The following is a 20,125-nucleotide window of genomic DNA, read 5'->3' as shown; positions in this document are numbered from 1 at the left end:
GTGCCGGCCCACCCGCATTCAGACAGCGCAGCAACCTCCGCCCTTCTGGATCGGCGGGCACGGTACGGTCCCATAGGAGCAGAAGACGCAGCAATCCCCCTGTTTCGGCTTCAGCACTGTCTTGCACGATCTGCATTCATAGAACCACTGGCAGGACTCCGTCGGCATTGTCTCGGTTTCAACGTGCCCGCATTGCGGACATGTCACTGTGCTTTCAAGGATTGCTGTTTGCTCTGTCATCATCTCACATCTGCAGGATCAGGTATGCGTTGATCTCGGCCTCCCGGAACACAATAACCCATGCCAGGCCGGTCATGACGGTGCTTCCGGCAAGCCACCATTTCAGCGCCGCCACGGTTCCGCGCTGGCGGGCCATCAGCCAGGACACCGCAACCAGCACGGTCGAGATCGCCAGGACATAGTAACTGACGGCTGCAATCCTGCCAAAGATTGCAATCCAGCTGCCTCCCAAACCCAGCAGCATCAGTGCCATAGGCAGCACGCAGCAGGACGCGGCTCCAAGGGCCGACATCGCGCCCAGGCAGCTGAGGCCAAGGTATTTCTGCATTCCGCACCTCCAAATGCCGGGCCGCCGCTGAATTGCGGCAAGGGTCATGGAGAGGTATAACTCCTGTAGCTGCTACAGGAGCAAACAGGACATTTTCACATGATCGCGATCGGGGAAGCCTCCAGGCAAAGCGGCGTCGGCATTGAAACCATCCGCTATTATGAGCGTGAAGGCATAGTTCCGAAGCCAGAACGGGCTCCGAACAACCGGCGCCTCTATTCCGCAGATGACGTTGGCAGGCTTCGTTTCCTGAAGCGGTGCCGTGATCTCGGCTTCCCGCTCGCAGATGCAAAGACCCTGCTTGGACTGTCCGAGGGCGGCGGCGCGGATTGCCTGTCCGTCAAGGACATGGCGGAACTTCATATTGCCAATGTCCGCGACAAGATCGACGAGCTTACGCGCTTGGAGGCCGCACTGAATGAGCTCACGGCAAACTGTGCCAAAGGGAATGTTGCCTGCCCCATGCTGACCCGGCTGCGCACGGTACAGGGCTGCTAAGGCCCCCCCCCCGGACCCCGGCCGCGGCGCAGCCTTGTGCCTGCTGCATCTTCCGGGCCGGCACTCCGGCGGAACGGTCAGCCAGCCATGGTACGCCCCGCCCCGCGGACTGGACAGCATTCCCGGCTTACCCCAGTATCCGGGGACAGATCCGCACCGTGCGGAACCGCATCTGGCATCCGCACGCTGTTCCACCGACAGCCCCATGCAAACTCCGGGAAGGCGGCTCCAAAGGAAGTGATCAGCCCGTGAATGCAATGCCCGCCACGAATGCGCATTCTCAAGTGACAAATGCCAGGCCCGCGGAGCCAGCCGCGCCGCCAGACCCCTGAAGGAGCGACGGAGACCATGTCCCAGATATCCAGCACCGTCCTGGCGCTGCTCGAATTCCTGTCCTACGCGTTCATCTTTGCCCTCGGGGCCGGCATCCTGTGGCTGGCGGTGCTTTATGTCCGCGACAAGACCCAGACCGACAGCACCCTGCGCCGCAACTACCCGGTGATTGCCCGCTTCCGCTATCTGTTCGAGCATCTGGGCGAGTTTTTCCGGCAGTATTTCTTTGCGCTCGACCGCGAGGAGATGCCGTTCAACCGGGCCGAACGCTCCTGGGTCTACCGCGCCGCCAAGAACGTGGATTCCACCGTCGCCTTCGGCTCCACCCGCGACCTGCGCCCGGCCGGCACGGTCTATTTCGCCAACTGCCCGTTCCCGTCGCTGGAGCACGACGCCGTGCCCGCCGCTGCCGTCACCATCGGCCCCTATGCCCGCCATCCCTACACCACCGACTCGATCTTCAACATTTCCGGCATGAGCTTCGGCGCCATTTCCGTCCCCGCGGTCCGCGCCCTGTCGCATGGCGCCAAAAAGGCCGGCATCTGGCTCAACACCGGCGAAGGCGGGCTGTCGCCCTACCATCTGGAGGGCGGCGCCGACCTGGTGTTCCAGATCGGCACCGGCAAGTTCGGCGTGCGCAAGCCCGGGGGCGGCTTTGACGAGGACAAGCTGCGCGCGGTGGCGGCGCATGACACCGTCCGCATGTTCGAGCTGAAGCTCAGCCAGGGCGCCAAGCCCGGCAAGGGCGGCATCCTGCCCGGCGCCAAGGTGACCCCGGAAATCGCCGCCATCCGCGGCCTCACCCCCGGCGAGGACGCCATCAGCCCCAACCGCCACCCGGAAGCCGGCAGCGTCGGCGAGCTCCTCGACATGATCGCCTATATCCGCGAGGCAACCGGCAAGCCGGTGGGCTTCAAGGCGGTGCTGGGCGCCTATGGGTTCATCGAGGGCCTGTGCCAGGAGGTGCTGTCGCGCGGGCCGGAAAGCGCGCCGGATTTCATCACCATCGACAGCGCCGATGGCGGCACCGGTGCCGCCCCGATGAGCCTGATTGACAACATGGGCATGCCGCTGCGCGAAAGCCTGCCGCTGACCGTCGACATCCTCACCCGCTATGGCTTGCGCGACCGCATCAGGGTCTGCGCCAGCGGCAAGCTGATCAACCCGTCCGAGGTCGCCTGGGCGTTCTGCGCCGGTGCCGATTTCGTCAACTCCGCCCGCGGCTTCATGTTTGCGCTTGGCTGCATCCAGGCGCTGCAATGCAACAGGAACACCTGCCCGACCGGCATCACCACCCACGACCCCAAGCTGCAGTTCGGCCTCGACCCGGCCAGCAAATCCGAACGCGTCGCCAACTACGCCAGGAACATGACAAAGGAGGCCGGCATCATCGCCCGCAGCTGCGGCGTGGCCGAGCCGCGCCTGCTGCAGCGCTACCACGCGCGCATCGTTCTGGACAACGGCCGTTCCGTTTCGATGGAGGAGCTGTTTCCGGTGCCGGCCCAGCAGCACGCCGCGCAATAAGCCGCCCCCTTGCCCATTCAACCGACAGGAGCCCCCATGCCCGACACCCGCTCTGTGCCCCATTCGCCCGCCAAAGCCTCCGACCTGCTCGCCGCCGCGCTGGAGGCCGAAGGCGTCGAATACGTCTTTGCCGTCCCGGGCGAGGAAAACCTCGACCTGCTGGAATCCCTGCGCACCTCGAAGATCGAGCTGGTGCTGACCCGGCATGAACAGGGCGCCGCCTTCATGGCCGCCACCTATGGCCGCCTCACCGGCAAGGCCGGCGTTTGCATGGCCACGCTCGGCCCCGGCGCCACCAATTTCGCCACCCCCGCCGCCTATGCCCATCTGGGCGCCATGCCGCTGATCATGATCACCGGCCAGAAGCCGATCAAGAAATCGAAACAGGGCCGGTTCCAGATCATCGATGTAGTGGGCTTGTTCGATCCGATCTGCAAGATGTCCAAGCAGATCGTGCACGGCAACACCATCCCGGCGCTGATCCGCGAGGCCTTCCGCGTGGCCGAGGAGGAACGCCCCGGCGCCGTGCTGCTGGAACTGCCGGAGGATATCGCGGCGGAGGAAACCGATGCCTCCGTGATCCCGCCCCACCCGCGCCATTACGCGGTGGCGGGCGACGCGGTGCTGACCGAGGCGGCGGAAATGATCCGGGGCGCCAAGATGCCGCTGCTGCTGCTCGGGGCCGGCGCCAACCGCCGCAAGGCCCGCTCCGCGCTGTGCGATTTCACCGACCTGATCCAGATCCCCTTCTTCAACACCCAGATGGGCAAGGGCGTGGTCGACGAACGCTCCGACCTGTTCCTGGGCACCGCCGCGCTGTCCGACGGCGACTATCTGCACTGCGCCATCGAACGCGCCGACCTGATCATCAACGTCGGCCACGACGTGGTCGAGAAACCGCCCTTCTTCATGGTCGAAGGCGGCACCCGGGTGATCCATGTGAACTACAAGGCGGCGCAGGTCGACCAGGTCTATTTCCCGCAGCTGGAGGTGGTCGGCGACCTGGCCCAATCAATCACCCGGCTGGGAGAGACCCTCGGCGGCCCGCTGGAGTTCGACCGCAGCTACTTCCAGCGCATCAAGCAGGAAACCGACCAGCATATCTCCGAAGGCGCCGACGATGCGCGCTTTCCGGTGATCCCGCAGCGGCTGGTGGCGGACACCCGCAAGGTGATGGATGACTGCGATATCATCGCGCTGGACAATGGCATCTACAAGCTCTGGTACGCCCGCAATTACAAGGCCTACCACTCCAATACCGTGCTGCTGGACAATGCGCTGGCGACGATGGGCGCGGGCCTGCCCTCGGCGATGATGGCGGCCAAGCTGAACCCGGACCGCCGGGTGATGGCGATCTGCGGCGACGGCGGCTTCATGATGAACAGCCAGGAGATGGAAACCGCCGTCCGCCTCGGCCTCAATCTGGTGGTGACGGTGCTGAACGACAGCTCCTACGGCATGATCCGCTGGAAGCAGGCGCATGCCGGCTTTGCCGACTGGGGGCTGGAATTCGGCAATCCGGATTTTGTCCAGTATGCAAACAGCTACGGCGCCACCGGCCACCGGATCACGCGCACCGAAGACCTGGCGCCCACGTTCGAGAGTGCTTTTGCCGCAGGCGGCGTGCATTTGATTGACGTGCCCGTGGACTACAGCGAAAACCAGCGGGTCCTGATTGATGAGCTGGCCGCAAAGGTATGTCTGATATGACCAAGTCCATAGACGTCGTGAACCCCTTCAGCCTGGAGCGGATCGGCAGCGTTGAAACCAGCGATTGGGACCAAATCGACGCGATGCTGGACACCGCCCACGGGCTGTTCCGCCAGCGGGACGGCTGGCTGCCGGCCTACCAGCGCATCGGGATCCTCAGGAAAACCGCCCGGCTGATGGAGGACCGCTTTGACGAACTGGCCCTGCTGATCGCCAGCGAGGGCGGCAAGCCCCTGGCGGACGCCAAGGTCGAAGTCAAACGCGCCATCGACGGAGTGGAGCTGTGCGTGCATGAGATCGGCCAGATGACGGGGCGCGAAATCCCGATGGACCTGACCGAGGCCGGATCGGGCCGCATCGCCTTTACCCAGCGCGAGCCGATCGGCGTGGTGGTGGCCGCCAGCGCCTTCAACCACCCGCTGAACCTGATCGTGCATCAGGTGGCGCCCGCGGTCGCCGCCGGCTGCCCGGTGATCGTGAAACCGGCGCAGGACACGCCGCTGTCGTGCCAGGCCTTTGTGGCGATGCTGCACGAGGCCGGGCTGCCCCCGGACTGGTGCCGCGACGTGGTCTGCAGCAACGAGGTGGCGGAAAAGATGATCACCGATCCGCGCGCCGGCTTCTTCTCCTTCATCGGCTCCGCCCGCGTCGGCTGGATGCTGCGCTCCAAACTCGCCCCCGGCACCCGCTGTGCGCTGGAGCACGGCGGCGCCGCACCTGTGATCGTGGCAGAGGATGCGGACATCGGCGCAATGATCCCGGCCCTGGCCAAAGGCGGCTTCTACCACTCCGGCCAGGTCTGCGTCTCGGTCCAGCGGGTGTTTGCCCCCGCCGCCAAGGCGGAAGAGATCGCGCAGAAACTGGCCGCGGCGGCACAGGCGCTGAAGGTCGGGGACGCCACCGACCCGACTGTCGATTGCGGCCCGCTGATCCGCCCCGGCGAGGTCGACCGGGTCGAGGAATGGGTGCAGGAAGCGCTCGACGGCGGCGCCCGGCTGCTGGCCGGCGGCAAGCGCCTGGGCGAGACCACCTATGCCCCCACCGTGCTTCTGGACCCGCCCGCGGACGCCCGTGTGTCGCAGCAGGAGATTTTCGGCCCGGTGATCTGCGTTTACAGTTCGGACAGCATCGCAGAGGCGGTTGAGACCGCCAACAGCCTGCCCTATGCCTTCCAGGCCGCGGTCTTCACCCAAAGCCTGGACACCGCGATGCAGGCGGTGCGCCAGCTCGATGCCACCGCCGTCATGGTCAATGATCACACCGCCTTCCGCGTCGACTGGATGCCCTTCGCGGGCCGCCGCCAGTCCGGCTACAACACCGGCGGCATCGGCTATACCATGCATGACATGACCCAGGACAAGATGGCGGTGATCCGGCTCTGACCCCGCCGCGCCGGGCGCAGGCAGCGCCCGGCAATGATCCTGCCCGCCCGGTTTCGCCCTTTCCGCCTGCGGGTTCAGCCGCTATGCCGGCAGCATCCCAAGACAGGAAAGGCATCGACCATGACCATCACCCGTTCCGGCACCACCGCCCGCTCCAGCAAAATCGTCAAGCACAACGGCGTCGTCTACCTCAGCGGCCAGGTCTCCGAAGCAGACACCGCCGCCGAGCAGACCCGCGAGATCCTCGCCAAGGTCGACGCCCTGCTGGCCGAGGCCGGCAGCGACAAGACCCGCCTCCTGCAGACCGTGATCTGGCTCTCCGACATGTCCTATTTCGCCGAGCTGAACGAGGTTTGGAACGCCTGGGTTCCCGAAGGCCACGCCCCGGCCCGCGCCTGCGGCGAAGCCAGGCTGGCGCGCGAGATCCTGAAAGTCGAGATCATCGTCACCGCCGCCTGCGACTGATAAAATTGTCAGCTGGCAAAAAAGTTGCGCCGGGCCTCAACAGCCCGGCGCGTTTTCTTTCCGGCCCGCAAGGCTGGCTCAGGCGGGCAGATCCTGGGTCAGATGGGTGCCATCGGGCGTCGCCGCCGGCTCTGCCGCCATCGGCGCGGCCGAGGGATCCTCGCGCAGCGACTTGCACAGGCCCCAGACCATCGCGATGATCAGGAAGGAGATCGGAAAGGCGGTGGCAATCAGCGCCGTCTGCAGCGCGTTCAGACCGCCCGACATCAGCAGCGCAATGGCGGTGGCGCCAATCCCCGCACCCCAGATCACGCGGAACTTGTTCGGCGGGTTCTCATCCCCCATCGACAGCATGGTGGTGATCACCAGGGTGCCGGAATCCGCCGAGGTCACGAACCAGCTGACCAGCAGCACCGTCGCCAGCAGCGACAGCGGCCAGGCGGTCCAGCTCATGTCGCCCATCCAGGAGGTCTGGCCGATATTGGCAATGGTGCCATAAAGCGCCCCGGGCAGTTCCCAGTTGCGGACAGTGGCAATGATGCCCGCGCCGCCCTCAGCCGCCGGGCCGCCAGCCATGTGCATTTCCTGCCAGATCGCGGTGCCGCCGAACATGCACAGCCAGAAGAACACCGCCACGGTCGGCACGCACAGCACCCCGACCATGAATTCGCGGATGGTGCGGCCATAGGAAATGCGGGCGATAAAGATGCCCACCAGCGGCGCCCAGGCGATCCACCAGCCCCAGTAGAAAATGGTCCAGCCGCCCTGCCAGGCGACATCCGGCGCTTCGGTTGCGGTCCAGAACCCCATCGGAATGAAGTTCCACAGGTAATCCCCCAGCGATGTGATGAAGAACGCCAGCAGCCATTTTCCCGGCCCCAGCACCACAAAGGCCAGCAACAGCGCGATCGACAGCCAGATGTTCCATTCGGAAATCAGCCGGATGCCGCGCGCCACGCCGGACACGGTCGACGCGGTGGCGATGACCGACACGATCACGATCAGCACGATCTTCAGGGTCAGCGTCACCTCCAGCCCGAACAGCACGTTCAGCCCGGTGGCAATCTGGGTGGAGCCCAGCCCCAGCGAGGTTGCAATGCCGAAAACCGACCCGAACACCGCCAGCAGATCCACCAGGTGCCCCCAGGGGCCATAGATCCGCTCGCCCAGGATCGGATAGAGGGTTGAGCGCATGGTCAGCGGCAGCTTCTTGCGGAACCCGAAATAGGCCAGGCACAGCCCGACCAGCACATACAGCGCCCAGCCGTGGAAGCCCCAGTGGAAGAAGGCCACCCGCATCGCATCCCGGGCGCGCAGCATGTCCATCTCGGTGTGGCCCGCCATATCGGCATGCGGGTTGTTCGGGTAGCCAAAGGCGCCGGAGTTGTCGAAATAAAAGATCGGCTCAGCCACGCCAAAGAACAGGATGCCAACCCCGATCCCGGCCGAGAACAGCATCGCAAACCAGCTGAAATTGCCGAATTCGGGGCGCGAACCGTCATCGCCCAGCCGCAGCTTGCCGAACTTCGAGACCATCAGCCAGAAGCAGAAGAACATGACGCCGATCAGCAGCGAAATGTAATACCAGCTGAACCAGCCTTCGATCCAGGAGCGCACCGACTTGTACAACCCGCCGGCCAGATCCACGTTCAGGACGGTGAAGATGACAAAAAAGGCAATCATCCCTTTCGCCGCCGTGCCCATCCCCGGATGAAGACCGGCAAAGAAACCGGACTTCGCCACCAGGCGGCTGTTGGAATTGCTCTCAGACATATGGTCCTCCCTTGACCCTGTACCAATGCCCCCAGGAACCTCCGCCGCGGGGGCTGCCCGGCTGGCCGGGCTGTAAATTTCCGGCCGTCCCCTGCGGCCAAGGTTCAAAACTGCGGGCCGGATCGGGGAGGATGCCCGGCCCGCAAAGGAAAACCGGCAGCCCGCAAGCCGCCGGTTTCCAAATCATCCGCGCTGGCCGACGTGGCGCCCGGCGCCCTCGGGCAGCGGCAGCCCCGCGTGCGCAGCGGCAAAACCCGCCAGCTTGTCCGCCACCTCCGGCGACGGCAGCGAGGTGCCGCGCGCGTTCAGGTCCATGTGCAAAAGCAGCGTCTCCACGGTCGCCGCCAGCTTGCCCTCGGGCCCATGCAGGCGGTGGAACAGATGCATCTTCTTGCCGGTCCCCTGCAGCACCTGGGTGGTGACGGTCAGGGCATCGCCCTCGTGCAGCTCATCGAGGAACCGCACGTGGTTCTCGACGGTGAAATAGCTGCCGCCCGCGGCGATCATCTCCATGAACCGGTCGGTCGCCTGGGCCGAGGCCTCGGTGTAATGCGCCTCGTTCATGTGGCCGTTGTAATCGGTCCAGCTCTGCGGCACCGGGCGGCTGACGGTGACCGGCAGATCCGCCGCGTCCGGCGTCGGCAGCGCCGCCTCATGCGCGTTGATCACACCGCCGGCGCCGCTGCCGGACTTCTTCAGTGCCCGCATCATGCCAACCAGGTTGTCATCCCGCAGCCGCTCCAGATCGCGGATCGGCATATGGCCGGACTGCGCATCCGACTGGCCCGCGATCAGGTCCACCAGCTCTTCGGTGAATTCCGGCACATCCATCAGCTTGGTCCAGGGCCATTCCAGCGCCGGGCCGAACTGCGCCATGAAATGCTTCATGCCCGCTTCGCCGCCGGCAATCCGGTAGGTCTCGAACAAGCCCATCTGCGCCCACCTGAGGCCAAAGCCCATGCGGATCGATTCATCCAGCTCCTCGGTGGTGCAGATGCTGTCCTTGATCAGCCACAGCCCCTCGCGCCAGACCGCTTCCAGCAGCCGGTCGGCGATATGGGCGTCGATCTCCTTGCGCACGGTCAGCGGGTACATGCCCACCTCGCGCAGCAGGTCAGAGGCTTGCGCGCAGGTCTCCGCATCGCCCACCAGCTCGACCAGCGGCAGCAGGTAAACCGGGTTGAACGGATGCGCCACCACGGCGCGGGCGCCCTCGGCGTTCAGCTCCGACGGCTTGAAACCCGAGGTCGAGGAGCCGATCACCGCGCTCGCCGGGGCATGCTCCTGGATCTGCGCGTGGATCCTGTGTTTCAGATCCAGCCGCTCCGGCACGCTTTCCTGGATCCAGGCGGCCTCCGCCACGGCTTCCGCCATATCGGCGTGGAAGGTCAGTGCGCCTTCGGGCGGCAGCGCCTTGTCATAAAGCGACGGCAGCGCGCGGCGCGCGTTGGCCAGCACCTCGCCGATCTTGCGTTCCGCCTCCGGGTCCGGGTCGAACACCCGCACATTCCAGCCGTTGAGCAGGAACCGCGCGGCCCAGCCGCCGCCGATTACCCCGCCGCCGATGATTGCTGCTGTTTTCATCTGATGTCCCTTTCAAAAGCGCCCGGCACTTCTTCTGGCCGTAAATATCCTGGGGGTTTGGGGGCCAGCCCCCAATCTGCCCTTTTTGCCGCAGCGCGGCGGTGCACAGGGGGTGAACAGGCGGTGCACGCATGCCCCCCTGCCCGGCTTACTTCGCCACCGGCGCCCGCTTGGTCAGGCCCAGCTTCTCGCGCACCGCGTCGGGGCCGATGATCCGGGCGCCCAGGCCCTCGATCACACCCGCCGCGCGCTCGACCAGCTGCGCGTTGGTCGCCAGCACGCCTTTCTCGAGGAACAGGTTGTCCTCCAGACCCACCCGCACGTTGCCGCCCGCCAGCACCGATTGCGCCGCATAGGGCATCTGGTCGCGGCCCAAGGAGAACGCCGACCAGGTCCAGTCCGACGGCACATTGTTGACCATCGCCAGGAAAGTGTTGAGGTCGTTCGGCGCGCCCCACGGCACCCCCATGCACAGCTGCACCAGCGCGTTCGGCTCCAGAATGCCCTCTTTCACCAGCTGCTTGGCAAACCACAGGTGGCCGGTGTCGAACGCCTCGATCTCGGGCTTCACGCCCAGATCGGTCATCATCTGCCCCATCGCCCGCAGCATGCCGGGGGTGTTGGTCATCACGTAATCGGCCTCGGCAAAATTCATGGTGCCGCAGTCGAGCGTGCAGATTTCCGGCAGGCATTCGGCGATATGGGCCATCCGCTCGGTGGCGCCGACCATATCGGTCGCGGCCGCATTCACCGGGAACGGGCTTTCGACTCCGCCAAAAACAATATCGCCGCCCATGCCGGCCGTGAGGTTCAGCACCACATCCACCTCGGAATCGCGGATACGGTCGGTCAGCTCGCGGTAGAGCGCCAGATCGCGCGAGGGCGCGCCGGTTTCCGGATCGCGCACATGGCAATGCACCACCGCCGCTCCGGCCTTGGCGGCCTCGATTGCGGACTCCGCAATCTGCTTGGGGCTGCGCGGCACATGGGGGGATTTGTCCTGGGTGCCGCCCGAGCCGGTCACGGCACAGGTGATGAAAACGTCTCGGTTCATGGTCAGGGGCATGATTGGGCTCCTTTGGGGTCAGACTTGCAATTCGGGGTGATCCGCAAACAGTTCCAGCGCCTGCGGGTTGGCAAGGCCGGAGAGGTTGCGGACCGGTTGGTTGTTCACCACGTCGCGCACCGCCAGCTCGGCGGTCTTGCCGGATTTGGTGCGCGGGATGTCAGCGACGGCGATGATTTTCGCAGGCACATGGCGCGGCGAGGCATTCTTGCGGATTTCCGTTTTGACACGTGTGGTTAGCGCATCATCCAGCACGCTGCCGTCAGCGGTCTGCACAAACAGCACCACCCGCACGTCGTTATCGAAATGCTGGCCGACCACCACCGCGTCGGCGATCTCCCCGATCTTGTCGAGCTGCCGGTAGATCTCCGCGGTGCCGATCCGCACGCCGCCGGGGTTCAGGGTCGCATCCGAACGGCCCAGCACGACAAAGCCGCCGTGTTCGGTGCGGATGGTGAAATCGCCCTGGCGCCAGATGTTGGGATAGGTCTCGAAGTAGCTGGCGCGGTAAAGGGCATTGCCGGGATCATTCAGGAACCGAACCGGCATCGACGGATGCGCATTGCGGCAGACCAGCTCGCCCGCGGCACCCTCGACGGGTTCGCCGTGCTCGTTCAGGGTCGCCACGTCCAGCCCCAGCATCGGCGCCTGGATCTCGCCCTGATGCACTGGCAAAACCGGGCAGCCGCCGATGAAACAGCCCAGAATATCGGTGCCGCCGCAGATCGAGGCCAGCTGCACATCCGCCTTCCAGTCGGCATAGACATGCGCAAAGCCTTCCGGCGACAGCGGCGAGCCGGTCGACAGCAACACCCGCAAAGCGCTCAAATCGTGGGTCTCCGCGGGCCGGTTCCGGCGCTTGAGCGAGGCGTCTATGTATTTGGCGGAAATACCAAAATGGGTGACTTTCTCCGCCTCGGCCAGGTCGAACAGGCGGCGGATGCCGGGATGCATCGGGTTGCCGTCGAACAGCACGATCACAGCCTCGGAGGCCAGCGCCGCCACCTGCCAGTTCCACATCATCCAGTTGCAGGTGGTGTAATAGAACATCCGGTCGCCCGGGCGCAGGTCGCAGTGCAGCTGCTGCTCCACCAGCATCCGCAAGAGGGTGCCGCCGCCGGAATGCTCGATGCATTTCGGCTTGCCGGTGGTGCCGGAGGAGAACATCACATACAGCGGATCGCGGAACCCCATCATGCGGCAGGCCAGCGCCGGGGCGTCATCCTGTTTGAACGCCTCATAGGCCTCCATGCCCTCGGGCAGATCCGCGGCCTCCCCGGCATAGGGCCAGACCACGATGCGTTCGATCGACGGCACCCGGGCGGCGACGTCGGCAATCGCGGCGCGGGTGTCAAATGTCTTGCCGTTGTAGAAATAGCCATCGGCGGCAAACATCAGCTTGGGCGCGATCTGGCCGAACCGGTCAACCACCACATCCGGCCCGCTTTCCGGCGCACAGGAGGACCAGACCGCCCCCAGCGCGGCCGCGGCCAGCATCGCCGCCACCGTCTGCGGCATGTTCGGCACGTAGCCGACGACGTGATCGCCTGCTTCAATGCCCGCGTCCCGCAGCGCCGCGGCCAGCTGTTCGACCTCGCGCTTCAGCCCGGCACGGGTCCAGGCCATGCGGCGGCCATCTTCGCCCATGAACACAATGGCTTCGCGGTCATCCGCGTTTTTCAGGAAAGTCTCGGCGATGTTCAGCCGCGACTCGGGGAAGAACCGCACCTTCATCGGGTCGGCATCCGGCAGCAGCGGCACCGCGCCCTTGTCTCCGACCAGCCCGCAGAAATCCCAAGCCAGCGGCCAGAAGTCCTGCGGCTGCGCAACCGACCAGGCGTGCAAATCCGCAAAGCTGTCCAAGGCCGTGCCGGCAGCGGCCTGCGCCATGAAATCACACATCAAGGGTTTGCGGCGCGCCGAAAGATCCGGCTGCCAGAGGCGGGGAGCGGCTGTCATGAAAATCTCAGTGGCTAGAGAGCGGGTGTCGGGTGTCGGGCGTCGTCGGCGGATCGTCAAGAAGCTTGACTTTCAGCGTGAGTAGCGCAGGAGTTGACCCCAAGTTTATACAGTTTCGGTCAAATAACACACAGATGCCGCCAAATTCGCCGCCGATATTCGAATTCCTGCTGTTTGACGGGTTTTCCAACATGGTGCTGGCCAGCGCCATGGAACCCTTGCGCGACGTGCGGATGAATTCGGGCCAGGAAACGGCGGGCTGGCGGATCAGCACCCTCGACGGCGCGCCGGTGCGCAGCTCCAGCGGGCTGCAGATCACCCCGGACGGGGCGTTTGCCGAAGATCAGGCCAACCGTACCCTGGTGCTGGTTGCGGGCTACCACATGCGCGAGCAGGTGACGCCCGCGCTGCTGGCCCGGCTGCGCAGCGCGGTGCGGCGGGCAGAGCTGGTGCTGGCGCTGGACACCGCCGCCTGGCTGCTCGCCGCCGCCGGGGTGCTGGACGGCCACACCGCCACCATCCACTGGCAGGAGTTCGACGCCTTTACCGAGACCTTCCCCAAGGTCGAGGTCTCCACCGCGCGGTTTGTGCGCTCCGGCCCCTTCCTCACCTGCGGCGGCGCCAGCACCGCGCTCGACATGATGCTGAGCCTCATTCAGGATCTCTATGGCTCGGCGGCGGCTTTTGGCGCCTCCACCATGTTTGTCTATGACCCGTCGCGCCAGTCGGAGCTGAACCGCGGGGCCGCGCGGCTGCAGCAGAAGGGCTCGCCCAAGGTGCTGAAGGCGGCGAACCTGATGGCGGAAACCATCGAAACGCCGCTGAGCACCGCCGCGCTGGCCAAGCGGGTATCGCTGTCCGAACGCACCTTGGCCCGGGCGTTCCAGCGCGAGCTGGGGATGACGCCGGGCAAATACTACAAGATGCTGCGGCTGCAGCACGCCCGTTACCTGTCCGAGGAAACCCATCTGAGCCTGGAGCAGATCGCACTGCGCTGCGGGTTTTCTTCCGCCTCCTCGCTGGGGCGGTCATACAGCGGGCTTTACGGCCGGACCATCCGCGAGGCGCGGGGCCAGGAGCGGCCTTGGGTGAAGAATGAATACGGCGGAATGAAACGCTGAGGGCAGCGCCCGTCCCGGCGGGGTGGGAAGCGAAACGCCCGCCCCGTGGCGGGCGGGACAGTCCAGTGCAGTCCGTTTCAAGACGCCGCCGCCGCTGCCGGCTTCTCATCCCGCGGCGGGATGCCGAACTTGCGGGCGTATTCCCGGCTGAACTGGGTCGGGCTTTCATAGCCCACGTCATAGGCCGCCGAAGCCACCGACCTACCGCCGCTCATCAGCAGCCGGCGCGCCTCCAGCAAGCGCAGCTCCTTCTGGTACTGCAGCGGCGTGGTGGAGGTGAGCGCCTTGAAATGCGCGTGGAAGGTCGACTGGCTCATCCCCGCCGCGGCGGCCAGCTCCGCCACCGCAATCGGCGCCCTGTAGCCCTCGCGGATCAGCGCAATCGCCTTGGAAATCCGGCTGGCCGGGCTTTCGTGCAGCAGCAATTGCCGCAGCATGCCGCCATGCTGGGCCCGCAGCAGCCGGAAATGGATCTCCTTCAGCACCAAGGGCGCCAGCGCCTGCACCTCGACCGGGTCGTGCGACAGCCGGAACAGCCGCGCCATCACATCGGTCAGCGCCGCATCGCTGTCCGCCACGCTCATCGAGTGCGTGCCCGGCTGCTGCCCCTCTGCCGCGCCGGCCTCCTCGTAAAGGCTGCGCGCGGTGGTCAGATCCAGCCGCAGCACCAGCGAGACATATGGCCGGTCCGGCGCGGCATCGATCACCCCGGCCGTCACCGGCAGCGCATGGCTGACGATCAGCGACATGCCCGCGCCGTAACGGACCACCCGGTCCTCCAGATGCGCTTCCTTGGCGCCTTGCAGCACCATGCACATGACCGGCTCATAAACCATCGCCTGAAACGCGGTCGGGTTCTCGCGGCAAAAGGCATACAGCCCGCCGACCCCGGTTTCGCACCCGTCATCCCCGGCGCGGTTTGCGCGGACAAAGGCAGCAACGTCGGCAATCAGATCCTGCGGCACCATGGGCGCTCCTCCTGTTCTGCGTGACTATAGGCCGGCGGCAGCGGCGGCAGAACCGCAAATCCCGATCCTCCGGAGGATCAGGCAGATCATCCGGAGGATCGGGCAGGGCAATCCGCAAGCCAGCCCCTAGGTTGCAGAGAGCAGAAAACAGCGGCGCCTGTATCCGCCCCGGTCCGCACCGGGCAGGCCGCGTCACCAATGGAGGCCCCAGCCATGGCACTATCACTGAACCTCAACGGCCAGACACATGAGGTCGAGGCCGACCCCGGAACCCCGCTGTTGTGGGTGATCCGGGATGAACTGAAGCTGACCGGCACCAAGTACGGCTGCGGCGTCGCCGCCTGCGGCGCCTGCACCGTGCATCTGGACGGCGTGCCGGTGCGCGCCTGCCAGACCTACGCCGAGGATGCCGAAGGCGCCGAGATCACCACCATCGAGGGCCTGAACTCCAAGGTTGCGCAGGCTGTGCAGGACGCCTGGGTCGCGCTGGACGTGGTGCAATGCGGCTACTGCCAGTCAGGCCAGATCATGTCCGCCGTGGGATTGCTGAGCGAAAACCCCAAGCCGACGGTCGAGGAGATCGACGATTACATGAACGGCAACGCCTGCCGCTGCGCCACCTACCAGCGCATCCGCGCCGCGATCCAGCGCGCGTCCCTTATGTTGGAGGCCTGATATGACTCTCGACACCTCCCGCCGCGGCTTCCTCAAATCCGCTGCCGCCGCCGCTGCCGTCCTCTATGTGGGCGCCCGCCCCGATGGCGTGCTGGCCGCCGCCTCCGCGCCTGCGCAGCTGAACCCGTTTGTTCGGATCGATGCAGACGGCACCGTCACCGCCATCGTCAAGCACTTCGAGACGGGCCAGGGCCCGGCCACCGGCCTCACCACCCTGATCGCCGAGGAGCTGGGTGTGCCGATGGAGGGCATCCGGTATGAATTCGCACCCTCCGATCCCTCGCGCTATGCCAATCTGGCGTTCGGGCAGATGCAGGGCACCGGCGGTTCCACCGCGATGGCGAATTCCTTCCTGCAGTACCGCAAGGCCGGCGCTGCCGCCCGTGAAATGCTGATCAGGGCCGCTGCCGAGGCGTGGGGCGCCGACCCCGCAGAGCTGACCCTTGCGGACAGTATCATCAAGGGCGCAGGCCAGGAGGCGCCGCTGGCAGAGTTTGTCGCCGCCGCCGCGCAGATGGAAGCCCCGGCAGAGCCGCGGCTGAAAGACCCCGGCGACTTCCGCCTGATCGGCAACCCGCAGGTCAAGCGCAAGGACTCGCGGCCCAAGACCAACGGCACCGCGATGTATGCGATGGACCTGCATCTGCCGGACCAGATGGTTGCCGTGATCATCCGCAGCCCGCGGATGGGCGGGCTGGCCAACGGGTTCGACGATGCCGGCGCCACGGCGGTCAAAGGCTACATCCGCGCCGCCGTGCTGCCCAACCAGGCGGGCGTTGCGGTCTATGCCGAGGACACCTGGGCCGCCTTCCAGGCCCGCGACGCAATCACCGTGGACTGGGATGTCTCAAACGCCGAAAGCCGCAGCTCGGACCAGATCCGCGAGGAACTGCTGGCCGCGGTGAACGCAGAACCGCAATACAACGTCAACGGCGCGGACCATGCCGCCACCGCGGCGCAGATTGAGGGTGCCGCGAAGGTAGTGGAGCAGACCTTCTACTTCCCGCTGCTGGCCCACGCGCCGATGGAGCCGCTCACCTGCACCATCGAGGCCGACGCGGACGGCGGCATCACCCTGCATGACGGCTGCCAGTTCCCCACCGGCCCGCACATGGCGATGGCGCAGATCTTCCAGCTGCCGATGGAGAAGGTCCGCATCAGCACGATGTTTGCCGGCGGCTCCTTCGGCCGCCGCGCCACCCCCACCGCAGATTATCAGGTAGAGGCGGCGCTGGCCTTTGCCCTCACGGACCGCTCGCGCCCGGTGAAACTGGTCTGGTCGCGCGAGGACGACATCACCGGCGGCTATTACCGCCCCGCCGTGGCGCACCGCGTGCGGGTAGGTCTGGACGCGGACGGCAGCATCACCGGCTGGGACCACCGGGTGGCGGCGCAGTCGATCATGAAGGGCACCGCGTTTGAAGCGTTCTCGGTGCATGACGGCGTCGACCACAGCTCGGTCGAGGGGGTGGCGGACAGCCCCTACAGGATCCCGGGACAGTTCACCGGCCTCAGCGACGCGGCCAAGGCCACCTCTGTCCTGTGGTGGCGCTCGGTCGGGCACACCCACACGGCCTATGTGATGGAAACCATGCTGGACGCGGCCGCCCGCGCCGCGGGCCGCGACCCGGTGGACTTCCGCCTTGCCCTGCTGGAGGGCGGCGGCACCGATCAGCAGCGTCTGGCGGGGGTGCTGAAGCTGGCCGCCGATAAAGGCGGCTGGGGCCGCGCGCCGGAGGGCCGCAGCCAGGGCATTGCCGTCCACAAGAGCTTTGGCAGCTATGTGGCGCAAGTGGTCGAAATCTCCGGCAACGCCGGTGACGGGGTGAAGATCGAGAAAGTCACCTGCGCGGTGGATTGCGGCCTCGCCGTCAACCCGGATGTGGTCAAGGCGCAGATGGAGGGCGGCATCGGCTATGGCCTCGGCCATGCGATGCGCAACGAAATCACCCTGACGGCGGGCGCGGTGGACCAGTCCAACTTCCCCGATTACGAGCCGCTGCGGATCGGCGATATCGGCGCCATCGAGGTGCATATCGTGCCTTCCGCCGAGATGCCGGCCGGCGTCGGGGAACCCGGCACCCCGCCCTCGGCGCCGGCGCTGGCCAATGCCATCGCGGTCAACGGCCCGCGGGTGACGGAACTGCCGATGACCCGGAACGGGGTCCGCTTCGCCTGACCCCTCCCCGCACCGGGCGCGCGGCCCGGTGCGGGGAGGTTCCGTTGAAGGGCGCCAAACCAACCGGCCTGCCGCAGCGGTTCTCCCAGCCGCTACACCAGCCCCATGGCGATGGCGGAGTGCGGCTCGATCCCGAGATCGGAAAACCCTGCCATGCCGTCGCCAACCGTGTTGTCATGCCGCATCAGGGCAATCTGCGCCTGGGTCACCGGCGGCCGCGGCAGCGGCGACAGCACCGCCGCCCCCAGTTGCCACAGCGCAAACGGCACCGGCAGCAGCAGCCGCCTGCGGCCGGAACGGGCGGCCAGCCGCCGCAGGATGTCCCGGTAGGCAAGGACATCCGGCCCGCCCAGTTCAAACACCTTCCGGCGCGCGCGGGCGCCGTCGAGGATCCGGCAGACCGCTTCGGCCACATCCCCCGCCCAGACCGGCTGCAGCCGGGTGCGCCCGTTGCCGAACAGCGGGATCACGGGCAGGCGGTCCACAAGTCTTTGCAGGTCGCCGAAAAAGGCGCCGCTGCGGCTGAACATCACGCTGGGCCGCAGGACGATGGCACCGGGACAGGTGCTGCGGACGGCGGCCTCGCCCTCGGCGCGGGCACGGACATAGGCCGAAGGCGAATGCAGGCTGGCACCGATCCCGGAGATGTGGATCAGACGCTGGCCCTCATGCTCCCGCACCAGCCGGGCAACCCTGCGGGCGGCATCGGCATGGACATCCTGAAAGCTCTGCTGGCGGGTCTCGGCATAAAACCCGATGCAATTGACCACGGCAGAGGTGCCGTCCAGCGCCCGGGCCAGCGACTCCTCATCGGCCAGGTCCACCTGCACCAGCCTGACACCGCTGCCCCGGCTGCTGCCGCGGGAGGCGGCGGCATCCGCAAACCGGGTCCCGGCGCTGACAGCGCAGCCGCGTTCCTGCAGCCGCCGCACCAGCCGCTGGCCGAGGAACCCGGTGCCGCCCAGCACAATCACATTCTGGCCGCTGGTCTTCATGGCGAATTGCCCCGCATAAGGCATGCAACTGACGCGGACAGGGCACCGCCCCGTCCCGCCACAGGCCCGCCCGGACCGGGCAGATGCCCGGACAAAAGCAACCCATAGCTGCATTACCACTTAGCGCGGCAGACCGCCCGCGCCACCGGCTGCAGGAATGGCGGACCGGCCGGCCTCGGACGCCGCCTGAAGACAGGATCCTTCATTCATCTGGCTGACAATATCCTCGGGGGAGCGCGAGGGGGCAAACAGCCCCCTCGCTTCCCGGGTCACTTCTTGAGGTTGGTCCAGATCTGGTCGTACACCGCCTGGGTCTGCTGGTCGCAGACCTCGATGAACACGCCCTCGCCCGCTTCCGCCGGCGGGTTGCGCTCCGGCAGGGCGGCCAGTTCGGCGTCCAGATAGGCCTCGGTTCCGGCCACGCCCGCATTGTACTGGGCATAGTTGGTGACCACCGCGATATTCTCGGGCTGCAGCAGGAAGTCCATGAACTTCAGCGCGTTTTCACGGTTCGGCGCGTCCTTCAGCAGCACCACATTGTCCATCCAGACCACATAGCCCTCCTTGGGGAAGGCATATTCCACATTGGCGCCCTCGGCCCGCGCCTTGGCAGCAAAACCGTCATAGATCATCCCCGCCGCGGCGTCGCCGGAGACCAGCACCTCCTTGGCTGTGTCGGAGTTGAACGAGGCCCAATGCTGCTTGGCGCCCTGCAGCATGGCGTTCAGCGCCTTCAGCTGCTCCCGGTCCTGGCTGCATTGCGGAATGCCCATGTGCAGCGATCCCAGCGCCATCATCTCGCCCTGGCTGTCCAGCACGTTGATCTTTCCCGACAGCTCCGCCGGCGGCGCGAACAGGATGCCGGTGGTCAGGATGTCGCCGCCGTAGGCATCGCGGTTCACCGCAAAGGCGGTGGAGCCCCACTGATAGGGAATGGAATGCGCCCGGCCCGGATCAAAGCCGGGATCAGCCCATTCCGGCGCGATGTTGCCCTTGCTGGCCAGCTCGCCCTCGCCGATGGTGTCCAACAGGCCCTCGCCCGCCATGATCTCGACCATGTAATCGCCCGGCACGGCAAGGTCATAGGTGCCCAAGCCGCCCGCCTTCAGCGTTGCCAGCATCGATTCATTGGAGTCATAGGTGTCCATCGTCACCTCGATGCCGGTCTCCGCGGTGAACTTCTCCAAGAGCTCCTGCGGCATGTATTCGAACCAGTGGTACAGCACCAGCTTGCCCTCGGCGGCGGCAGCATTGGCGGCCAGGCTCAGCGCAAGCGCTGCGGCACTGGATTTCAGCAGGGTTTTCATGTGGTTTCTCCCGTGTTG

Annotated in this window: 17 protein-coding genes; 8 read left to right on the top strand and 9 right to left on the bottom strand. The window is 66.2% G+C overall.

Translation table 11 applies throughout. The annotated features are described in order from the left end of the window. Nucleotides 1-18: 18 nt before the first annotated feature. Together OKQ63_RS21505 and OKQ63_RS21500 are read right to left on the bottom strand one after the other, a co-directional pair. A complete protein-coding gene (locus OKQ63_RS21505; protein WP_264214263.1) occupies nt 19-240 on the bottom strand; it encodes a GDCCVxC domain-containing (seleno)protein in 222 nt (73 codons plus the stop codon). Nucleotides 241-244: 4 nt separating this feature from the next. Next, nucleotides 245-568: a hypothetical protein gene (locus OKQ63_RS21500; protein ID WP_264214184.1), complete on the bottom strand. Its 324-nt coding sequence runs from the start codon at nt 566-568 to the stop codon at nt 245-247. Nucleotides 569-667: 99 nt separating this feature from the next. Between OKQ63_RS21500 and OKQ63_RS21495 the strand changes: the two genes are divergently transcribed. The 5 genes from OKQ63_RS21495 (at nt 668) to OKQ63_RS21475 (ending at nt 6,480) form a co-directional block, all read left to right on the top strand. Continuing rightward, nucleotides 668-1,066 carry a MerR family transcriptional regulator gene (locus OKQ63_RS21495; RefSeq protein WP_264214183.1) on the top strand — a complete coding sequence of 133 codons (399 nt, stop codon included), beginning with the start codon at nt 668-670 and terminating at the stop codon, nt 1,064-1,066. Between the two features lie 348 nt (nt 1,067-1,414). Beyond that, a complete protein-coding gene (locus tag OKQ63_RS21490; RefSeq protein WP_264214182.1) occupies nt 1,415-2,923 on the top strand; it encodes an FMN-binding glutamate synthase family protein in 1,509 nt (502 codons plus the stop codon). 36 nt (nt 2,924-2,959) lie between these two features. Next, on the top strand, nt 2,960-4,633 hold the full coding sequence (locus OKQ63_RS21485) for an acetolactate synthase large subunit (protein WP_264214181.1): 1,674 nt from the start codon (nt 2,960-2,962) through the stop codon (nt 4,631-4,633). Next, nucleotides 4,630-6,015 (top strand): aldehyde dehydrogenase family protein, encoded by a 1,386-nt coding sequence (locus OKQ63_RS21480; RefSeq protein WP_264214180.1) that lies wholly within the window; start codon nt 4,630-4,632, stop codon nt 6,013-6,015. Before OKQ63_RS21485 ends, OKQ63_RS21480 begins: the two co-directional genes overlap by 4 nt. 120 nt (nt 6,016-6,135) lie before the next feature. Beyond that, nucleotides 6,136-6,480 carry a RidA family protein gene (locus tag OKQ63_RS21475; RefSeq protein WP_264214179.1) on the top strand — a complete coding sequence of 115 codons (345 nt, stop codon included), beginning with the start codon at nt 6,136-6,138 and terminating at the stop codon, nt 6,478-6,480. A gap of 78 nt (nt 6,481-6,558) precedes the next feature. On the opposite strand, the gene OKQ63_RS21470 is transcribed toward OKQ63_RS21475, so the two are convergent. From OKQ63_RS21470 to OKQ63_RS21455, 4 genes are all read right to left on the bottom strand, one after another. Then, the gene (locus OKQ63_RS21470) at nt 6,559-8,253 is read right to left on the bottom strand and encodes a BCCT family transporter (protein WP_264214178.1); all 1,695 of its coding nucleotides are present in this window, start codon (nt 8,251-8,253) and stop codon (nt 6,559-6,561) included. A 183-nt stretch (nt 8,254-8,436) separates the two neighbouring features. Continuing rightward, nucleotides 8,437-9,837, bottom strand: a complete 1,401-nt coding sequence (locus OKQ63_RS21465) for a carnitine 3-dehydrogenase (protein WP_264214177.1) — start codon at nt 9,835-9,837, stop codon at nt 8,437-8,439. A 148-nt stretch (nt 9,838-9,985) separates the two neighbouring features. Continuing rightward, on the bottom strand, nt 9,986-10,903 hold the full coding sequence (gene bcoG / locus OKQ63_RS21460; RefSeq protein WP_264214176.1) for a 3-dehydrocarnitine:acetyl-CoA trimethylamine transferase BcoG: 918 nt from the start codon (nt 10,901-10,903) through the stop codon (nt 9,986-9,988). Nucleotides 10,904-10,921: 18 nt separating this feature from the next. Next, nucleotides 10,922-12,862: an acetoacetate--CoA ligase gene (locus OKQ63_RS21455; RefSeq protein ID WP_264214175.1), complete on the bottom strand. Its 1,941-nt coding sequence runs from the start codon at nt 12,860-12,862 to the stop codon at nt 10,922-10,924. A gap of 134 nt (nt 12,863-12,996) precedes the next feature. Here OKQ63_RS21455 and OKQ63_RS21450 point away from each other — a divergent pair, with 134 nt between their 5' ends. Then, nucleotides 12,997-13,983, top strand: a complete 987-nt coding sequence (locus tag OKQ63_RS21450; RefSeq protein ID WP_264214174.1) for a GlxA family transcriptional regulator — start codon at nt 12,997-12,999, stop codon at nt 13,981-13,983. Between the two features lie 77 nt (nt 13,984-14,060). On the opposite strand, the gene OKQ63_RS21445 is transcribed toward OKQ63_RS21450, so the two are convergent. Next, entirely contained in the window at nt 14,061-14,951 is an 891-nt protein-coding gene (locus OKQ63_RS21445) for an AraC family transcriptional regulator (RefSeq protein WP_264214173.1), read from the bottom strand. Between the two features lie 213 nt (nt 14,952-15,164). Here OKQ63_RS21445 and OKQ63_RS21440 point away from each other — a divergent pair, with 213 nt between their 5' ends. Continuing rightward, a complete protein-coding gene (locus tag OKQ63_RS21440) occupies nt 15,165-15,626 on the top strand; it encodes a (2Fe-2S)-binding protein (RefSeq protein WP_264214172.1) in 462 nt (153 codons plus the stop codon). A 1-nt stretch (nt 15,627) separates the two neighbouring features. Beyond that, nucleotides 15,628-17,805 carry a xanthine dehydrogenase family protein molybdopterin-binding subunit gene (locus OKQ63_RS21435; RefSeq protein WP_264214171.1) on the top strand — a complete coding sequence of 726 codons (2,178 nt, stop codon included), beginning with the start codon at nt 15,628-15,630 and terminating at the stop codon, nt 17,803-17,805. Between the two features lie 92 nt (nt 17,806-17,897). Here OKQ63_RS21435 and OKQ63_RS21430 read toward each other — a convergent pair whose 3' ends face one another. Together OKQ63_RS21430 and OKQ63_RS21425 are read right to left on the bottom strand one after the other, a co-directional pair. After that, nucleotides 17,898-18,800 (bottom strand): complex I NDUFA9 subunit family protein, encoded by a 903-nt coding sequence (locus OKQ63_RS21430; protein ID WP_264214170.1) that lies wholly within the window; start codon nt 18,798-18,800, stop codon nt 17,898-17,900. A 269-nt stretch (nt 18,801-19,069) separates the two neighbouring features. Continuing rightward, nucleotides 19,070-20,107: an extracellular solute-binding protein gene (locus OKQ63_RS21425; protein WP_264214169.1), complete on the bottom strand. Its 1,038-nt coding sequence runs from the start codon at nt 20,105-20,107 to the stop codon at nt 19,070-19,072. Between the last annotated feature and the right edge of the window lie 18 nt (nt 20,108-20,125).

Origin of the sequence: Leisingera thetidis, from assembly GCF_025857195.1 — a bacterium.
Taxonomy (GTDB): domain Bacteria; phylum Pseudomonadota; class Alphaproteobacteria; order Rhodobacterales; family Rhodobacteraceae; genus Leisingera; species Leisingera thetidis.
Note: the sequence above shows the minus strand (reverse complement) of the source record. Positions and strands in the feature narration are given on the sequence as shown.